We start from the raw sequence: 18,633 nt of genomic DNA on the forward strand, positions 1-18,633 counted from the left end.
CGACGGTCCCGTTCAGTACTGGTGGACCTTGTCGCTGCCCGGGCCGCCCGAGAGCTTGTCCGTGCCCTGGCCGCCGCGCAGTACGTCGTTGCCGCCGTTGCCCCAGAGTGTGTCGTCGTCCTGGTCGCCGTAGAGCACGTCGTTGCCCTGCTGGCCGCGCAGGGTGTCGTCGCCCCGGCCGCCGTACAGCTTGTCGTTGCCCTCGCCGCCCCAGAGGTCGTCGGCGTCGGTCTTGCCGTACAGGGTGTCGTTGCCGGAGTCCCCGCTCAGGGTGTTCCTCGTCAAGGTCCCCTTGGTGCTTCCGGTGAGGGTGTCGTTCCCGGCGCCGCCGCCGCAGTTCGAGCAGTCGGTCATGGTGTCGTGGCCCTTGCCGCCCCGGGAACCGAAGCCCCAGACACCGCCGCCGCCGGAGATGCGGTCGTTGCCGTCCTCGCCGTAGAGCTCGACCTCGGCGTTGCCCAGCAGGACGTCGTTGCCGGAGCCGCCGTAGATCCCCGCGTACAGGGAGCCGGCGGGAATCGTCGCGGAGTCGTCGCCGTCGCCGAGGCGGACGTCGTAGACGAACTCGTCCTCGCCGCTCGGGTGAACGCCCTGGGCGCACTGGACGACCTTGTGATCGGTCGCCTCGGGGTAGACGCAGTCGCGCTGGGCCGCCGCGCTCGCGTCGATGGTGATGTCCACCCGGTCGCGGAAGGTGATGATCCAGTAGCCCCACTCCCAGTCGGGCCTCTCCTCCCTCGCCACGGAGACCGTGAAGCGGTTCGACTGTCCGGCGCCGGCCTGGTAGCGCAGGAGGCCGGATTCGAAGACGACGCCGGCCGTGCTCGTCGGGGCCGCCTGGGCGGTCGGCGCCGCGAGCGCGGCTCCGCCCAGGGCGAGGGCGAGAGAGGCGGTGGCGGCGACGGTTCTGTACGAGCGGGTTCTGTACGAGCGCATTCGGAGGTAACCCTTCGGCGGGGCTGTGCGAGGCGATTGGTTCGCGGGTGGTCTTTCCGGTCGCCCCGTTAGACACGCGGCCAGGGGGAGGAGTTGTACGGCGACGTGAGACACGCGAAGGGCGCCCGGCGGTGGTCGCCGGGCGCCCTTCAGCGTCGTACGGGAGTCGGTGTCATACGGTTCGTACGGGGTTCATGCGGGGTCGTACGGGGTTGTACGGGAGTGATCAGAGCTTCTCGATCACGTAGTCGACGCACTTCGTGAGGGCCTCGACGTCCGCCGGGGCGATCGCCGGGAACATGGCGACGCGGAGCTGGTTGCGGCCGAGCTTGCGGTAGGGCTCGGTGTCGACGATGCCGTTGGCGCGGAGGACCTTGGCGACGGCGGCGGCGTCGATCTCGTCGGCGAAGTCGATCGTGCCGATGACCTGGGAGCGCTTGGCCGGGTCGGAGACGAACGGGGTCGCGTACTTGGACTCCTCCGCCCAGGTGTAGAGGCGGGTCGAGGAGTCCTTCGTGCGGGCCGTGGACCAGGCGAGGCCGCCCTGGCCGTTGATCCACTCCAGCTGCTGGTTGAGGAGGAAGAGGGTGGCCAGCGCCGGGGTGTTGTACGTCTGGTTCTTGCGGGAGTTGTCGATCGCCGTGGGGAGGCTGAAGAACTCCGGGACGTGACGGCCGGAGGCGTGGATCCGCTCGGCGCGCTCGATGGCGGCCGGGGAGAAGACGCCGATCCAGAGGCCGCCGTCGGAGGCGAAGGACTTCTGCGGGGCGAAGTAGTAGACGTCGGTCTCGGTGATGTCGACGGGGAGGCCGCCGGCGCCGGAGGTGGCGTCGACCAGGACGAGAGCGCCCTCGTCGGCGCCCTGGACACGGGCCAGGGGGGCCGCGACGCCCGTCGAGGTCTCGTTGTGGGTGAAGGCGTAGACGTCTACGCCCGACTCGGCGGCCGGCTCCGGGTGGGTGCCGGGGTCGGAGGAGACGACCGTCGGCTCGGCGAGCCAGGGGGCGAGCTTCGCGGCCTTGGCGAACTTCGAGCTGAACTCACCGAACGTCAGGTGCTGGCTCTTGTTCTCGATCAGGCCGTGCGTCGCGATGTCCCAGAAGGCCGTCGAGCCGCCGTTGCCGAGGATGACCTCGTAGCCCTCGGGGAGGGAGAACAGCTCACTGATGCCCTCGCGGACCTGGCCGACCAGGTTCTTCACCGGGGCCTGGCGGTGGGAGGTGCCGAGCAGAGAGGTACCGGTCGCGGCCAGCGCGTCCAGCGCCTCCGTCCGCACCTTGGAGGGGCCCGCGCCGAAACGTCCGTCGGCGGGCTTGATGTCAGCGGGGATCTGGATATCAGCCACGGGTGCGAGCCTATCGGCTCCGCGAAACGTGGGCGAAATGTCGTCCGTCGGATGAGACGGGACCCGTGCCCGGGTCGATGTCGCGGGCCCGGTCGCTCATCTGGTCCCAGAAGCGGCGCATACCGGCGACGGGCACCGCGCGCTGCCACGGGGCCTCCCGCCGGAACCGCAGGGAAGCCCACGCCGAGGGCTGCCACTTCTTCAGCAGGTCCCGCTGGTGCAGGCAGAAGACCTCGCTGAACTCCATGCGCAGGTTCTCCACCTTGGCCGGGTAGGGGCACATCTTCAGCCGGCAGTCGTCCGTGCAGTTGGAGCCGGGCTGCGAGGCGCGCTCCGCGCCCCGGACGGGGTCCAGCCGGGTGCGGTTCCCGAGCAGGCAGGAGGGCATCTGGGTCGGTTCACGCGAACACAGGTCCAGGTGGCGAAAACCGTCCTTCGGCCGGTACGACCGCTCGCCGAGGATCATCAGCAGCAGTATGTCCGCCAACAACTGCTGGGCCGTGGGATCCAGGGTGCCCCAGCCGTTGGACGGCGGTATCCACAGGTTGTGGGCGCGCTGCTCCCCGGGCAGCCCGACCTCGGTGCCGATGCTGGAGGCCACGGTCGCCTCGTCGATCCACAGGAACCGCTCGGGCCGCCGGGTCTGCAGCGCGCGGACCGCCAGCTTCGCGGCCGCCGCCACCAGCGGGTGCTCCTTGCGGCTTCGTTGACTCCCCTCGCCCAGCGACAGCCACTCCCTGACCTGGCCCTTCGGGTCCGACCCGTGGCCGCGCAGCGGCTGGTCCGCCATGACGTCGTCGGGCAGGCTCCACAAGGTCAGAGCGTGCAGGAGCGTCAGGCGCGTGTACCAGAAGGTGCTGTACTTCAGCAGCTCCTGGGCCTGCTTGATGAGGTACTCCCGGGCCTTGCTGTTGGACCGGGGGCCGGGGCGCCGGTTGGCCGCGTACTTGAAGCCCTGGGCCAGCGTCACCCCGAGGCCGATGGGTGCGCCGGAGCCGTCCTTGAGGATCCCGGCCCTGTCGCGGATCGCGGCCTCGGCCTTCCCGGTCGCCACCCGGACCCAGTTGTCCAGGTCGTCGCGGGGGCTGGCGAGGTGGCGGGACATCAGGGAGGAGTCGACGAGCAGGGGGAGGAGCCAGGCGCGCATGGCGTTGCAGTTCCAGTTCGTCCGCTCCGCCAGGGCCTCCGCCTCGGCCGCCCTGTATTCCTCCCGTTCCTTCTCCTCGTCCGGACACTGCTGAGCACCGGGGTCGGTCTCCCCCGTCTCCCCCGTCTCTCCCGGCGAGGGCGTCACGCTCTGGCCGCCGCACTGACGATGGGTCGCCACCGTCGCACAGGCCGCCTGCAGTGAGCCGCACACCGCCTGAAACGCCGGTTCGCCGCCTGCTCCCACCTCCCTGACCAGCGCTTCGCGCACGCGGCGGTCCGATTCCTTGCGGCCGATCCGGAACATGAGGCCGTACGGCATGTACGCCGTGTGCGTGTTCTCCGGGTCGCGGCTCCGGGTGGCGGCCACCCGGTGTATCGCCGTACCGCACTGCTTGACCAGGGCGAGTTTCGCCTCGCGGAGCCGCGCGGGGTCCTCGTCCTGGCCCAGCTGGTGCCAGTCCTCCTCGATCGCGTTGATGAGGTGCTCCTGCCTGGGCACGGCCGCGACACTGTCGATCTCCACGGCGGCGCCGTACACCTCGAGTGCCCTCAGACGCGGACTGCCACGGTCGTCGGGCTCGCCGTCTCCGGCCTCCGGGGCCGGCCCGGTCACGTACCAGGCGTGTCCCGCATCGGTCAGGAGGTTCCGGGCCTGGTTCTTCAACAGCTCGCGCATCCTGTCGACGGGGCACCGCAGTTCAGCTGTCTCGGCATCACGGCAGGTGCACTTCCCGCCTTGCGAGCGGGAGTGGAACGTCAGGGCGATGAGGAGTTCCCGTCCGCCCTGCTTCAGAGCCCCGGTGATGTGTGCGTTGTCCGGCTGCCCGTCGGCCGGCGGACACTCGAAGATCTTGCCCAGGAAGCGGGAACCGAGATAGGCCTGCACGATGCTGTGCTGGAAGCGGACCCTGTCACCGATTTCGTTGACCAGACCCATCCGAGTGGCCCACGTCGCGGCCATCCGGATGTCGACCCTGGGGCGCACCCACCAGTCGCCGCCTGACGCTTCCTCGAAGTAGCAGCTGTGCTCCGGACGGGAGGAAGAGGCGTCGTGGTTCGCGGCGTAATCCGCCGGCCGCCATTGCAGCTTCCGCATCCGTCGGTCCAGTTCCTGGGCGACGAGGTCGTTCCACTCCCTTCCGCCCGCCCGGGCCGTTCGCCCGTGTGGGCCGTCGTGCTCGGGCCTGCCGTCCCGGCCGCCTGCGTCGGGGTCGAGCTCGGCGAACCTCACGTCGGCGCTGTCCGAGGCCAGACCGACACACGCCAGCGCGGAGACGTACTCCACGACCGCCAGCCTCGTGTCGTGGTCGATGGGAAGTTCGGGGTGGACGTCGCCGTCGACCAGCGCGGCGATCCACTTCTCCATGAGTCCCGCCCGCCACTTCCAGCTGTCGCGCAGCTGGATGTCCGGATCCCTGCCCTCGGACCACAGGGGTTCCAACAGGTCCTTGCTGTGCAGGTCCCTGGCGAGCTTGAGGTAGATGGGGGATTCCGCCATGTCGGCGGCCTCCACGATCCGGTCGAGCAGGGTCGAGTTGGAGCGCCAACTGCCGCTGCGCGAGATGTAACGCAACGCCGCCTCGTTGCTCAGCGGTTCCAGCTCCGAGACGGCCGCCTGCATCGCGCGCAGCGGGTCGTGCGGCCGTGAGGCGATGACCAGCGGCAGCCCTTCCTCGCCGGCCCGTCGTATCGCCTCCCGGATCAGGTTGTCGCGGCGGCCACTCGCATGGTCCTGGCTGTACGCCTCCTCCAGACCGTCCGCGAGGACCACGATCTGGTCGGCCCGCTGCCGGAGCCACCGCCAGATCCTGTCGACATCGCCGTCGGACCGTACCTTCGCCCGCACCATCTCGTGGAAACGAGCGAGCGCCAACTCGTCGAAGTCCAGCGGCTCCTCACCCTGGATGTCGCGCAGCCGTACCGGGATGGGAACGGCCCCCACGGCCGCGAGCTTCTGCGTGAGACGGACCAACAGCGCGGTCTTGCCGACGCCGACGCCCCCGACGACGACATGGGGTCGTCGGACCTTCTTGTCGCCCAGGTTCTTCATGATGGCGTTGCACAGCTGGTCGCGTCCGACCACCTCGTCCATCAGACTGCCCGCCGTCTGCACCAGACGACCGGGCTCGGTCCTCGCCCGACGTGTGCAGAACCGGCGGACTTCCCACAGCCGCCAGGCCAGGAACAACAGGGTGGAAGAGGCCAGGGCGAGCAGAGGGAGCGCCACGCTGGTGAGCGCGTCGCAAGCGGCGTCCTTGTCGTCCTCGTCCTCTCTGCCCGTGTCCGTGCAGACGTCGTCCGGGCTCTTTGCCCATTTCACCTCAAGGACGGCCATCAGCGCGTTGAACACGTACGCGACGAGCGCCAAGGTCAACAGGATGATGAGCACGAGCAACACGGTCGTCCCCGGCGGAGTCCACCACCGTCTGGCATGACTCACGCCCCGGCGGAGCAGCCACCGGCTACGCAGGTGCCACAGGGCGGCGGCGAACGGGCGCCGGGCGTGCGCCCACAGTTCCCGACAGGGGCCGGCCTCGGGGGGACCCGTGACGACCTTGACCTTGCGGGCGTGGAGTACGTATCCCATGACCCTCCGTCGGCTCCGCCGGGACCGGCTGTGAGCCGACGCTCCCGGGCTGGGGATGTCGAGGTGGAGGGATCCCTGCCTTCAGTTCACCAGCCGAGGCATGAGCTCGCCACTTGGCGCGACGCGGCCGAGATCGCGATGCGGCCGCGATCCTGGCTCACCGGCCGCCGACCGCCGGCGCGGGCGAGAAACGGACCGGCAGCTCCACCAGCCCCCGCAGCCAGGGCGAGGACCGCCGCGTGAGCGTCCGCGCCGGTACGGCGAGGTCGAGGTCCGGCAGCCGGTCCAGTACGACCTCGATGCCCGTCCGCGCGATGACCTCGGCGATCTCCTGCGCCGGGAAGGGGCAGCGGTGTTCACCGTGGCCGAAGGAGAAGTGGGCGTTGTTGCCGCCGGTGAGGGCGGAGCCGTCGGTGCGGACGCGGGGGTCGGAGTTGGCGCCCTGGAGGCCGAGGAGGACGAGGTCGCCGGTGCGCAGGGCGCGGCCGCCGAGGCGGGTGTCGCGGGTGGTCCAGCGGCCGGCGGCGTTCTGGATGGGGGCGTCCTCCCAGAGCACCTCGTTCATGGCCTCGGCGACGCTGCTGCGCCCGCCGAAGAGGGAGGCCGCGAAGCGCTCGTCGGTCAGCATCAGGCGGAGCGAGTTGCCGATCCAGTCGGTGGTCGGCTGGTGCCCGGCTGCCAGCATGACCATCACGTCATGGGTGACCTCCTCTACCGTGAAACCGTGGGCGGAGGCGTTCGTCAGCAGACGGGACACCACGTCGTCCGCCGGGCGCTCCCGCCGCTCCGCCACCAGCCGGGCCATCGCCGCCCCCAGCCGCGCCTCGGCCGGCCGCGCGCGGTCCTGGCCGTCGAGGATGTCGTTCAACGCGGTGACCAGGCCCGGACCCTGCTCCTCCGGGAAACCGAAGAGGTACGCCAGGACGCGGACCGGCAGCAGTGCCGCGTACTGCGCCACCAGGTCGGCCGCGCCCACCCCGCACACCGCGTCGATCAGCTCGTCGGCGAACCGCTCGGCGTGACCGCGCAGTTCGAGCGGGTCGACCGCCTCCAGCGCCTCGCCGATCAGCTCGGCGCGCCGCCGGTGCCGTTCGCCGACCGTGCCGAGAATCGACGGCTGCTCCCGGCTGATCACGGGCGACAGCGGCCAGTCGGCGGGGATGTTCGGCCACTGGTTCCACAACCGGGAGTCCCGGCTGAACAGTTCCGGATCACTGGTCACCTGGTGCAGCTCGCGATAGCCCAGCACCAGCCACGCCGGTACGCCCCCGTCGAGCAGCACGGGCACCACCTCGCCGTGGTCCCGTCGCAACTCCCGGTAGAAGGTGCGGGGTTCGGCATGGAGGCGGGCGCCGATGACGGGTAGGGGTACGGGTACGGAGTGGCCCGTGCCGCTGCCGTTCTCAGAGGTTGCGAAGTCCAACTAACACCTGCTCCAGAATGTCCAGATCGATCAGTGCGGCCTGGTTCGGATGCCGGGCGCTGACCCGGCCCGCCGCGAGGAGGTCGGAGAGCAGGACCTTGGTGATGCTCACCGGCAGCCGCAGCTCGGCGGCGATCTCCACCACCGCCGTCGGCCGCTCCGTCAGCCGCAGGATCGTCACATGCTCCGACTGCATGCCCGGCACCGGCTGGCTCTCCGCGACCACCAGCGTCACCAGGTCGAACGGCGTTCCGGGCGCGGACCGGCTGCGCCCTCCGGTGAGCGTGTAGAGCCGGTCGGGCAGGTCGTCCCTGCCGGGCCGGCTCATGACGTACGGGGCGCCAGAGCCGTAGCGGAGGTCGTTGCCGTACTCGCCGTACTCGTCGTATTCGTCCTGCTCGCTGTGCTCGTGGTGCTCGTGGTGCTCGTTGTGCTCCTCGTACTGGCTGTGTCGGTCGTGCCGGCTGTGCTCGCCGTGTTCGTCGGGCGGCGCGGCTTCGCGCTCAGGTGTTCGCCCAGCTGTTCGACCAGCTCGCTCATGTTGTGTCCGACGAGCCCGGCGTCCGCCTCCTCGTCGGTCACCACGGCCAGATGCGCGCCCTCGCCCGCCTCCACGATGAACAGGACCCCGCCGTAGAACTCCGCCATCGCCGACCGCACACCCCCGCTGCCGTCGCCGAACTCCACGGACGCCCCGTGGGACAGCGACTGGATGCCGGCGGCGATCGCGGCGAGCTGGTCGGCCTGGTCGATCGAGAGCTCCGGCGTACGGCACAGCTTCAGGCCGTCCCGCGAGAGGACGAGCGCGTGCCGGGCGCCCGGAGTGCGTTCCAGCAACCCCTCCATGAGCCAGGTGAGCCTGTCGTCGGCGCTGATGCCGGTGCCGGTCATGGGGTGTGGTCGCCTTCCAGGTGGGGGTGCGTGCGCGGGTCCGGGGCGGGGGGCCGCGCTCTGGCCGGGTCGGGGTCCAGGTCCGGGCCCGTCGCCGGGTAAGAGGGGCTGGGGCCGGGAGTGGTGCCGTCGTCAGGGTCGGGGCGTGTGTCCCGTACGGGTTCCCACGCGAGTTCCCGTACCGGATCGAGCTCCCACTTCGCTTCCCGTACGGGTTCGGGCGCCCACGTCAGCTCTCTGGCCGCTTCCGCTTCCCACGCGAGCCCTTTCGCTCCGGGCTCCCACGCCGACGCTGTCGCCGCTCCGGGCTCCCACGACGGCACTTCCGCGGGTCCGGATCCCCACGCCGACGCTTCCGCGGGGTCGAGTCCCCCTGCCGGTTCCTGCGCAGAGTCGGGCTCCCGCGCCGGTTCGCTCGCGGGTTCCGGCTCCCACGCCTGCTCTCGCCCGGGTTCGGGTTCCCGCGCCGGTTCTCTCGCCGGTTCCGGGTCCCACGCCTGCTCTCGCCCGCCGGCCCGCTCCTGCGCCGACTCTCGCCCGGCTTCCGGTCCTCGCGCCGCCGGTTCTGGTGTGGCTTCCGGCTGCCACGGGAGTCCGCGCGCGGGTTCGGGCTCCCACGCGGTGTCCCCTACGGCCCCGGGTTCCCACTCGGTGTCCCGTACGGCCTCGGGCTGCCACTCGGCCTCCCGTACGGCCTCGGGCTGCCACTCGGCGTCCCGCACGGGCTCGGGTTCCCAGGCCGTTCCCCCTACGGCACCCCACTCAAGCTCCCGCACCGGCTCCAACTCGGGGTGCCGTACGACCTCTTCACGCGGAGCGGCATCCCGTACGGGTTCCAGGGCGCCCTCCTGTACGGGGGCCGCCCCCGGCATCCCGGTGGAAGCCTCGTCCCCCGCGGCTGTCCCCTGGACGAACGCCTGGTCCAGGCCGCCCGTGCCGCGGACCGCGCGGCGGAAACTGCTGAAGCGGATGGCGCCGGTGCTGGCGTCCTCGGCGGGGCTGGAGGCGCGTTCCGGGCGGGCGGAGGTTCCGGTGGCGCGGCTGCGGGCCTCCGCCTCGGAGAGGGACCGGCCGCGGCGGCGCCGGGGGAGGGCGTCGGAGGCGGTGGGGGGCTCATCGGCGGCGGTCGGAGAGCCGGGCCCGGAGCCAAGGTGGGAGCCGGGGTCGGGGACGGCCCCCGAGCCGGCCCTGGAGTCGGAACCGGAGCCGACTCCGGAGCCGACCTCGTGGCCGGTCCCGGAGCCGATCCCGTGGCCGGTCCCAGAGTCGAACCCGGAGCCGAATTCAGAGCTGAACGACGAGGTGAAGGAGGAGTCGTGCGAGGCGTTGCGTGAGGCGTCGTAGGGGGCGCCGTATGAGGCGTCGTACGAGGAGCCGAACGTCGGGGAGCCGGTCGGGGTGTCGGCAGGGGGTGGAGTCCCGGGCCTGAAGCCGGACAGGGAGTCGATCAGGGCGTCGGCCACCGGGTCGGCCACGGGCGCGGCAGGGGCGTCCGTCGGGAACGCGTGCATGGGCGTCGGTTCGGCGGCGTCCAGGTCGTGCGGGGCGCGGACGGTGTCGTAGGGGCGCGACCGGCCGGGCGCGGTGGCGGGCGGCGCGGAGGGGGTCGTGCTCGCGAGGACGTCCTGGGGGATGAGCATCAGGACGCCCGTGCCGCCGCGGGCGGACGGGCGGAAGGAGATCTTCAGGCCGTGCTTGCGGGCGAGACGGCCGACGACGGCGAGGCCGAGGCGGGTGCCGGAGAGACTGGTGAGGTCGGCGCTCTCGCCGGACACGGCGCGTTCGGCGCGCCGCAGCTGGACGTCGCTCATCACGAGGCCCGAGTCCTCGACGGAGATGATCGCGCCGGCCGGGACCTCCTCGACGTACACATGGACCTCGGCGGTCGGCGGCGAGAAGTTGGCCGCGTTGTCGAGGAGTTCGGCGAGCGCGTGCATGACGCCCTCGGCGGCGTGCCCGGCGACGGCGGCCTCGCTGGAGGAGTGCAGCCGGACCCGGCGGTAGGCGCCGATGCGGCCCATCGCGCCGCGCAGGATCGACTCCATGGGGATCGGCCGCGCCCAGCGGCGGCCCGAGCGCGCGCCCGCGAGGACGGCGACGGAGTCGGCGAGACGGCCCGCCTGGGCGGTGCGGTGGTCGAGGTGGAGAAGGTCGGCGAGGACGTCCTCGTCGGCGTGACGTTCCTCCATGGCGCGCAGGTCGGCCAGGGTGCCGGTGGCGAGGGCCTGCATCCGGCCCGCCACATTGGCGGTGACGGCGAGGACGGCGGTGCGGTCGGCCTCGGCCCGCTCGGCGCGTTCGGTGAGCCGGGCCCGCTCCTGGGCGGTCTCCTCCACCGTACGGTCCCGCTCGTCGGACAGCCGTTCGCGCTCGCGCTCGGACTCCGTGGTCAGCCGGACCCGTTCCCGCGCGTACTCGGCCGCGATCCGCGCCCGCTCCTGCACGAACTCCTCGGTCAGCCGCCCCCGTTCCTGCCCGAACTCCTCGGCCATCCGGGCCCGCTCCTGGAGCAGCAGACCGGCGTCCCGGGAGACGGCGTCCAGACGGTGACGCAGCAGTTTCACCGACGCGCGCGCGTGCACGGCGACCGCGACGGCGAGCGTGAGCAGCAGCGCGGCCGCGCCCGCGCCGCCCGCCAGCGGCAACCGCACGGACTGCGGCGCCAGCGCGACCGCGGCGCCGGCCGCGGTGGCGGCGAACAGGGCGGTCACCAGCGGTAACGGAAGGACTGAGCGCGGGGCGGGGCGTTCGCCTGGTGAGCGAGGGGGGCTGGGCGCGGTCATCGGCTGGTGTCCTCGGTCGGTTCTGAACTCGGTAACGCAGTCGGTTCCTGGAAGCGGTAACTCGGTCGGTCCCTGAACGAGAAGCGACGTCTGGTACTCAATCGGTGCTCAATTGGCCGTCACTATATGGGACTTCGTGACTACGGTTGGCCGGTTTCCGGTTAGCTCCCCGGAATCCGGCCAACGTTCCCTGTGCGCGGCGCGCCGTCTTTCCACCGGTCACTCGGTCACCTCGTGGTCACTGTCAGTGGTCGGGTGCATCCTGGGACGCATGACGGAACTCGGGGGTCATGGGGACACGGCGGAGCTGCGGAGCGCGCTGCGGAAGGCCGGCGTGCGCGGCGAGGCCGGCTTCGACGCGACCGCACGCGCGCTGATGACGATGGACGCGTCCAACTACCGGCGCGTCCCGCTCGGCGTGGTCGCGCCCCGGGACGCGGACGACGTCGCGGCCGTCCTGTCCGTGTGCCGTGAGCACGGCGTGCCGGTCGTCGCGCGCGGTGGCGGCACGTCGATCGCCGGTCAGGCCACGGGCACGGGCGTGGTCCTGGACTTCACCCGCCACATGAACCGGCTCGTCTCCCTCGACCCCGGGGCGCGTACGGCCGTCGTCCAGCCCGGCCTCGTCCTGGACCGCCTCCAGGAGGCCGCCGCCCCGCACGGCCTCCGCTTCGGCCCCGACCCCTCCACCCACAGCCGCTGCACCCTCGGCGGCATGATCGGCAACAACTCCTGCGGCTCCCACTCGGTCGCCTGGGGCACGACGGCGGACAGCGTGCGCGAGCTGTCGGTGCTCGGTGCGCGAGGGGACGTACGACGACTGGGGCAGGACTGGGCAGGGGCGCCGGACGGCCTCCGCCCCCTGGTGGAGCGGGAGTTGGCCCGCCTGCGCACCGGCTTCCCCGACCTCCCCCGCCGTATCTCCGGCTACGCCCTCGACGCACTCCTCCCCGAGAAGGGCGCGGACGTGGCCCGCTCCTTCTGCGGCTCCGAGGGCACACTCGGAGTGCTCACGGAGGCGGTCGTACGCCTCGTCGAGGCACCCCGCGCGCGTGCGCTGGCCGTCCTGGCGTACGCCGACGAGAGCGCGGCGGCCGAGGCGGCCCCCGGCCTGCTGCCGCACAGCCCACTGACCGTGGAGGGCATGGCCGCGGACCTCGTCCCGCCGGGGGCGACCGGCCTCCCGGCGGGCGGGGCCTGGCTGTTCGTGGAGACGGGCGGCGACACGGCCGCCGAGGCACGGGCGCACGCCGACGCGATCGTCCGCGAGGCGGACGCGTCCGACACGCTCGTGGATTCCCTCGTGGTGACGGACGCCGCCGCCCAGCGCGCCCTGTGGCGCATCCGCGAGGACGCGAGCGGCACGGCGACGCGGATGCCGGACGGCAGCGAGGCCTGGCCGGGCTGGGAGGACTGCGCGGTGCCGCCGGCCCGACTCGGCGCGTACCTACGGGACTTCCGGCGCCTCCTCGGGGCCCACGACCTGCGCGGCACGCCCTACGGTCACTTCGGCGACGGCTGCATCCACGTCCGCATCGACTTCGACCTCATGACCGCCCCGGGCGTCGCCCGCTTCCGCCGCTTCTCCGAGGACCTGGCCGAACTGGTCACGTCGCACGGCGGCTCCCTCTCCGGCGAACACGGCGACGGCCAGGCCCGCGCCGAGCTTCTGCCGACGATGTACGGCACCGAGATGGTCCGGCTGTTCGAGCAGGTGAAGGGCGTCTGGGACCCGGACGACCTCCTGAACCCCGGCATGCTCGTCCGCCCGGCCCCGCTGGACTCGAACCTCCGCTTCGCGGTCCTGCCACGCGAGCCCGTGCCGGTGGAGTTCGCGTACCCGGACGACGGCGGTGACTTCTCGGCGGCGGTACGACGCTGTGTGGGCGTCGCCAAGTGCCGTACGACGGAGGTGAGTCCGGCGTCCGGAGCCGTCATGTGCCCCTCCTTCCGCGCCACGGGCGAGGAGGAGCACTCCACCCGGGGCCGGGCCCGCCTCCTGCACGAGATGCTGGCCGGCGAGGTGGTCACCGACGGCTGGCGCTCGGCTGAGGTACGGGACGCCCTCGACCTCTGCCTGTCCTGCAAGGGCTGCCGCTCCGACTGCCCGGTCGGCGTCGACATGGCCACGTACAAGGCGGAGTTCCTCCACCACCACTACGACGGCCGCCGCCGCCCGGCCGCCCACTACACGATGGGCCGGCTGCCGCTGTGGCTCCGTTTGGTCGCCCGCACACGCACGGCCGGACTGGTCAACTTCCTTGCCGGTGTACGCCCTCTGGCCGACCTGGCGAAACGGCTGGGCGGGATCGCGGGGGAGCGGGAGCTGCCGCGGCTGGCGAGGGTGCCGTTCGTCCGGTGGTACGAGCGGAGGCTCAGGGAACAGGCCAAGCTGGAGGAGGTGGACGCGGCGGAGGCGGAGGAGCTGTTGGGGGATGAGCCGGTCATCGAGATCCCCTTCGGCGGTTCGGGCTTCTGGAAGTGGCGGAAGCGGGATGTCAGGGGCCGTCCCCTCCGTCCGGAGGAACTGGCGGACACGCTCGCCGAGATGGGCGCCGACGTGGACTTCGAGGCCGCCGACGACTTCGAGGACGACGAGGACGACGAGGCACCGACGACGGTGCTGCTGTGGACGGACACCTTCACGGAATACCTCTCGCCGTCCGTGGGGCAGGCGGCGCTACGGGTGCTGGAGGCGGCCGGGCTGCAGGTGATCGTGCCGCCGACGTTCCGGATGAAGCGGAAGCCGGCCTGGCTGCGGAGGGCGGAGGCGGGCGAGGAGGTCGCCCTCACCCAACTGAAGCTCAGCCGCACCCTGTTCACGATGCGGCAGGGCCGGGTCTGCTGCGGCCTGACGTACATCTCCACAGGCCAGCTCGACCGGGCCCGCGCGGTGCTGCGCCGCACGCTCGACCTGCTCGAACTGTTCCTGAACCCCGTCCCGCAGTGGATGCCGGAGGAGGACCCGGATCTTGCCGTACCTCCCATCCCGATCGTGGTCCTCGAACCGAGCTGCGCCGCGACGCTCCGCACCGACCTGCCCGAACTCCTCCCCGACGACCCCCGGGCCCACCGACTCGCCGCCTCGGTCCTCACCTTCGCCGAAGCGCTGGAACGCCACGCCCCGCACTGGACCCCGCCCGCCGTGGACCGCCCGGTCGTCGGCCAGACCCACTGCCACCAGCACGCGGTACTCGGCGACGCCCCCGACCGCCGCCTCCGCACCGCCGCCGGCCTCACCGGCGACCTCAGCGGCGGCTGCTGCGGCCTCGCCGGCAACTTCGGCTTCGAGAAGGGCCACTACGACGTCTCGGTCGCCTGCGCGGAGGACCAACTCCTCCCGGCGGTGCGGGACGCGACCGACGACACGATCGTCCTGGCGGACGGCTTCTCGTGCCGGACACAGCTGGAGCAGCTGGCGGGGAGGAGGGGGCTGCACCTGGCGGAGGTGCTGGCGGCGGGACTGACGGAGGAGCAGCCGCGGCCGGGAGCCTCCTCCCGATGATCGCCCCGGAAAACGTCCGGAAATGCACACGCGTCACGTGGCCGCCTCACACCGGTCCGACGCCGGGCGGCGGTGGCCCCCGCGCCCCTGCACTACCGCGCAGCCAGAGGATCTTCTCCTACCGCGCAGCCAGAGGATCTTCCCCCGCTTCGCTCCGGGCGGTGCCGGCCTCGTCGGACCGCGCCAACGCGTCGTGGGCGGCCGTGAAGTCCCGCAACGCGCGCGCGTGCCACACGGGCAGCTTCAGCGCCGTCCACCACTGCAACGAACGGTGCAGGTAACCCACCGCGAGTTCGGGCCGGCCCATCGCGAGATCGAGTTCACCCAGGGTGCGCAGCATCAACGCCTGGCCGAAGCCGTCCTGCATCTCGTTGCAGGTGTCAAGGCAGTCCAGCACCTCGTCCCTTGTCTCCTCCTCCTCGCCCTGTTGCCGTGCGAACACGCGGGTCAGGTCGTGCAGGCGGTACCGCAAAGAGCCGCCTTCCTCACCGACGAGCTCCACCAACTGTGCGTCGACCAGCCGTTCCAGGGTCTCCTCGGCCTCGGCCGGCGCAGTGGTCAGCCGGTCCTCGATGGTGCGGACGACTGCTTCCAGGTTCTGGATGTGGGCGAGCTGGCAGCGGCGGGCGAGCGCCCACTGGTCGTGCGTGGCTTTGGTGATGCTGCCCGCCCACCGCGACGACGACAGCGGCGTCAGCTCCCGCTTACGCACCGCCCACGTCTCACCGGAATGCGACACGCCGTCCCGGCAGCGCGTCTTGAGGTCCTTCGAGGCCAGCGACCCCAGATGCCCGCCCACCAGACGCAACACCTTCTCATCGTCCGGCGTCAGCTGCTTCAGGCGGGTACGGACAGCCACGCCACTGGGGCCGGACGCGACGAACGGCTCCGCCAGGCTCCTCAGCCCACCCACCCCGTCACCCCCGTCCGGCCCCACCTGAAGATCTCCTCGCCAAGGCCAACGAGCGCCACCCAGGAAGGTCACGCATTCGATGAAAGAACGTCAGTTCCCCACCGCGAACAGCTTTCACGGACGAGGCCCGGCACGACACAGACCACCCACGCTCACCCCCAATCACCAGAATGCTCTTGAACGCACTCCACTGGAAGCAGCTCAGACCCCGGCAGCGTCGGCACGTCTTACGACCGCTCCGGCGCCGACCGGCCCTCCCACAGGCCGGACTTGTGGCCCTCTGTGGCGGTGGCCGCTCGTTCAGCCCACGTCATCCGTATCCCGCAGCCCCGTCGCCCGCCCCTCCTCGTCCCACTCGATCTCCTGGATCCGCTCGACGGCGTCGCGGTTGATCGGCCCGAAGACGTGAGGGAAGAGGACGTCGTCGGGAACACCGGGCGGCGGGGCCGGGTCCGCCGCCTCGAACTCCACCCTCGCGTCGAGCCGGGTCTCGTCGAGCAGCAGGGCGTGCAACGGCCGTGGTGCCTCCCGGTAGAAGGCGTTGACGACGGCCAGGGTGGTCGCTTCATCGGGAGAACAGTGGACGAAACCGTCCGCCGCGAGGGACGCGGGGGCGTACGGCTGGTCCGGCTCGGCGTACCAGGCCTCAAGTGACACGACGTGGAGGATCATCGCCCGGTTATACAACAGGTGTCGGCGCCAGAAGCCGAGCGGCAGGTCCGCCCACCCCGCCGGTGGCCCCCCTCACCGCCCCTCACACGCCGTGTCGCCGGCCCGGCAGCCGGGTGGGTCGCCGAGTCCGCCACCGCGAGACGCACCTTGATCGGTTGCGGGCCCGCGCCTAGGCTCCCGTGCTCATGGAGACCGGGCGGCCAGAGCGCGGACGTCGACCGTGGCGAGACCGTCAGGCCGGGTGGCGACGGACGGCCGTCGTGGCCGTCGCCGGACTGGTGGGGCTCATAGCGCTCGGCGCGATACTCGTCGTCCTGCCGGGCGCGGTGGTCGACCACGATCTCGCCGGGGCGAGCGTGGACGCGCGGGACAGGCTGAAGGCCGTGAGCGACGTCCGTACGACGCTGCTGCAAGCCATCGGCGGTTTGGCCGTGCTCTTCGGCGCGTACGCCACCTGGCGCCAACTCCGGGTCAGCCAGGACGGTCTGCGCGCGACCCAGGAGGGTTACGTCACCGACCGGTTCAGCCGGGCGGTCGACCAACTCGGCAGCGACAAGCCGGACGTACGCATCGGCGGGCTCCACGCGCTGTGGCGGATCGCGGAGCACTCGGCGCGGGACCGCGAGGCGATCCTCTCCATCCTGGCCGCGTACCTGCGTACGCGTCTGCCCTGGCCGCCCACCGGACCGGAGGCCCCGGCGGCGGAGACGCCGATCAACGACGTCGTGCCGTTGGAGGTACGGACGGCCGACGCCCAAGTGGCGCTGACCGGACTCGGCGTGCTGCTGCTGCACCCCCGGGAGCAGTCGTGGCTCAACCTGAGCGTCACCGACCTGCGACGGGCCGACTGCGACGGACTGTGGCTGACGGCGGTCAACCTCGACCGGTCCTGCCTGGAAGCGGCGGGCCTCTATCACGCCAACCTGACCCGGGCCTCCCTCGTCTCCGCCAACCTGCGGCACGCCGACCTCAAGACCGCGATCCTGCGCCGCGCCCGCCTCGCCCTGGCCGACCTGCGGGGCGCGCGACTCGTCGAAACGGACCTGCGCGAGGCCGACTTCACCGAGGCCGACCTGCGCGAGGCGAACCTGCGCAAGGCCGACGCGTCCGGCGCCGTCCTCCACCGCGCCGACCTCCGCCTGGCCGACCTCCGCGGCACCGACCTGACCACCGCCGACCTCACCGAGGCCCGCCTCACCGGTGCCCTCACCAGCGATCACACCCGCTGGCCCCCCGACTTCGACCCCACCACCGCCGGCCTCGTCCCCACGGAAGACCCCGGCCCCGAACCCCCACCCCTTCTCCAGCCCCCGGGCATCACCACCCGACACCCACCTCTGCGCTCGATGCGGTGATGACCGAGGGGGCCGGCGCATGAGGCCGTGAGGACGCTGTTCGATGCGGGGTGTGTCGCGGGGTGCGTCGCGGGGTTCGTCCTTGCGTGGGCGGCCGGCCGGGACTAACGTACAACCATATGGTTGTAGAAGAGCTGAGTGAGGCGGATGCCGACCGTATCTTCCATGCCCTGGCGGACGCGACCCGCCGCGACATCATCGCCCGGGTGATCCGCGCGGAGGAGTCCGTGTCGGCGCTCGCGCAGCACTACCCCATGAGCTTCGCTGCGGTGCAGAAGCATGTGGCGGTTCTCGAACGTGCTTCGCTCGTCACCAAGAGAAGGCGCGGAAGGGAGCAGATCGTGCATGCCGACATGGCGGCGCTCGGCCGGGCGGCCCGTCTCCTCGACGCGTACGAGGAGCTCTGGCGGCATCGCGCGGCAGGCATCGAACAGATCCTGGCCGAAGACCGAGAAGGTGAAGGGAAGGCAGAACGATGACTGTGATCAGTTCGCACAAGGACACCGAGGCGTTGACGCTGACGTTCGTCGCCGAGTTCGACGCCGCCCCCGAGCGCGTATGGCAGGTATGGGAGGACCCGCGCCAGCTGGAGCGCTGGTGGGGACCGCCCACATGGCCGGCCACCTTCGAGCAGCACGAGTTCCTGGTGGGAGGCAGGTCCCGTTACTTCATGACCGGCCCGGAGGGCGAGAAGGCGCGCGGATGGTGGACGATCACCGCGATCGAAGCGCCGCACCGGCTGGAGTTCGACGACGGTTTCGCCGGTGATGACGGCGAGCCCGTCACCACCATCGAGCCCACCCATGCCGTCGTGACGATCGAGGCGCTCGGAACCCGCTCGCGCATGACGACGGTCACGACGTTCGTCAGCACCGAGCAGCTCGAAAAGATGTCGGCCATGGGCATGGAAGAGGGCATGCGCCTGGCCATGGGCCAGATCGACGCGCTGCTCGCCGACGCCCCACGCTGACACGTCCCCCGGCGTCCCCCCACCACGTCCGCCCGGGCTCGCGGAACCGTCGAGCCCGGAGCCCGGAGCCCGGGGCATACGGCGCGGTCCGACCTCGATCAGTC

Annotated in this window: 11 protein-coding genes and 2 pseudogenes; 4 read left to right on the top strand and 9 right to left on the bottom strand. The window is 71.7% G+C overall.

All coding sequences use genetic code 11. The features are described from left to right. Positions 1 to 12: 12 nt before the first annotated feature. The 7 genes and pseudogenes from JIX56_RS26095 to JIX56_RS26125 form a co-directional block, all read right to left on the bottom strand. Positions 13 to 936, bottom strand: coding sequence for a calcium-binding protein (locus JIX56_RS26095; protein ID WP_257544086.1), 924 nt, complete (start codon positions 934 to 936; stop codon positions 13 to 15). A 226-nt stretch (positions 937 to 1,162) separates the two neighbouring features. Then, positions 1,163 to 2,281 carry a phosphoserine transaminase gene (serC, locus tag JIX56_RS26100; RefSeq protein WP_257544087.1) on the bottom strand — a complete coding sequence of 373 codons (1,119 nt, stop codon included), beginning with the start codon at positions 2,279 to 2,281 and terminating at the stop codon, positions 1,163 to 1,165. Between the two features lie 10 nt (positions 2,282 to 2,291). After that, positions 2,292 to 6,017, bottom strand: a complete 3,726-nt coding sequence (locus tag JIX56_RS26105) for an NACHT domain-containing protein (RefSeq protein ID WP_257544088.1) — start codon at positions 6,015 to 6,017, stop codon at positions 2,292 to 2,294. A 157-nt stretch (positions 6,018 to 6,174) separates the two neighbouring features. Further along, a complete protein-coding gene (locus JIX56_RS26110) occupies positions 6,175 to 7,440 on the bottom strand; it encodes a cytochrome P450 (RefSeq protein ID WP_443031883.1) in 1,266 nt (421 codons plus the stop codon). Next, positions 7,421 to 7,768, bottom strand: coding sequence for a DUF742 domain-containing protein (locus JIX56_RS26115; protein ID WP_257544089.1), 348 nt, complete (start codon positions 7,766 to 7,768; stop codon positions 7,421 to 7,423). Before JIX56_RS26115 ends, JIX56_RS26110 begins: the two co-directional genes overlap by 20 nt. Before the next feature lie 161 nt (positions 7,769 to 7,929). Then, positions 7,930 to 8,331 (bottom strand): annotated as a pseudogene (locus tag JIX56_RS26120) (roadblock/LC7 domain-containing protein); the annotation flags it as partial. Continuing rightward, positions 8,328 to 11,114, bottom strand: coding sequence for an ATP-binding protein (locus JIX56_RS26125; RefSeq protein WP_257544090.1), 2,787 nt, complete (start codon positions 11,112 to 11,114; stop codon positions 8,328 to 8,330). The gene JIX56_RS26125 and the pseudogene JIX56_RS26120, both read right to left, overlap by 4 nt. Positions 11,115 to 11,385: 271 nt before the next feature. Here JIX56_RS26125 and JIX56_RS26130 point away from each other — a divergent pair, with 271 nt between their 5' ends. After that, positions 11,386 to 14,619: an FAD-binding and (Fe-S)-binding domain-containing protein gene (locus JIX56_RS26130; protein ID WP_257544092.1), complete on the top strand. Its 3,234-nt coding sequence runs from the start codon at positions 11,386 to 11,388 to the stop codon at positions 14,617 to 14,619. Positions 14,620 to 15,175: 556 nt separating this feature from the next. Here JIX56_RS26130 and JIX56_RS26135 read toward each other — a convergent pair. Both JIX56_RS26135 and JIX56_RS26140 read right to left on the bottom strand, forming a co-directional pair. Beyond that, positions 15,176 to 15,532 (bottom strand): annotated as a pseudogene (locus tag JIX56_RS26135) (IS200/IS605 family accessory protein TnpB-related protein); the annotation flags it as partial. A gap of 300 nt (positions 15,533 to 15,832) precedes the next feature. Continuing rightward, positions 15,833 to 16,204: a DUF952 domain-containing protein gene (locus JIX56_RS26140; RefSeq protein ID WP_257544094.1), complete on the bottom strand. Its 372-nt coding sequence runs from the start codon at positions 16,202 to 16,204 to the stop codon at positions 15,833 to 15,835. A 260-nt stretch (positions 16,205 to 16,464) separates the two neighbouring features. Between JIX56_RS26140 and JIX56_RS26145 the strand changes: the two genes are divergently transcribed. From JIX56_RS26145 to JIX56_RS26155, 3 genes are all read left to right on the top strand, one after another. Beyond that, positions 16,465 to 17,559, top strand: coding sequence for a pentapeptide repeat-containing protein (locus JIX56_RS26145; RefSeq protein WP_257544095.1), 1,095 nt, complete (start codon positions 16,465 to 16,467; stop codon positions 17,557 to 17,559). Positions 17,560 to 17,678: 119 nt separating this feature from the next. Continuing rightward, positions 17,679 to 18,038, top strand: coding sequence for an ArsR/SmtB family transcription factor (locus JIX56_RS26150; protein ID WP_257544097.1), 360 nt, complete (start codon positions 17,679 to 17,681; stop codon positions 18,036 to 18,038). Further along, positions 18,035 to 18,529: an SRPBCC family protein gene (locus JIX56_RS26155; RefSeq protein WP_257544099.1), complete on the top strand. Its 495-nt coding sequence runs from the start codon at positions 18,035 to 18,037 to the stop codon at positions 18,527 to 18,529. The genes JIX56_RS26150 and JIX56_RS26155 overlap by 4 nt, the downstream gene beginning before the upstream one ends. The last annotated feature ends 104 nt before the right edge of the window (positions 18,530 to 18,633 follow it).

The sequence above is a fragment of the Streptomyces sp. CA-210063 genome, from assembly GCF_024612015.1.
GTDB lineage: Bacteria > Actinomycetota > Actinomycetes > Streptomycetales > Streptomycetaceae > Streptomyces.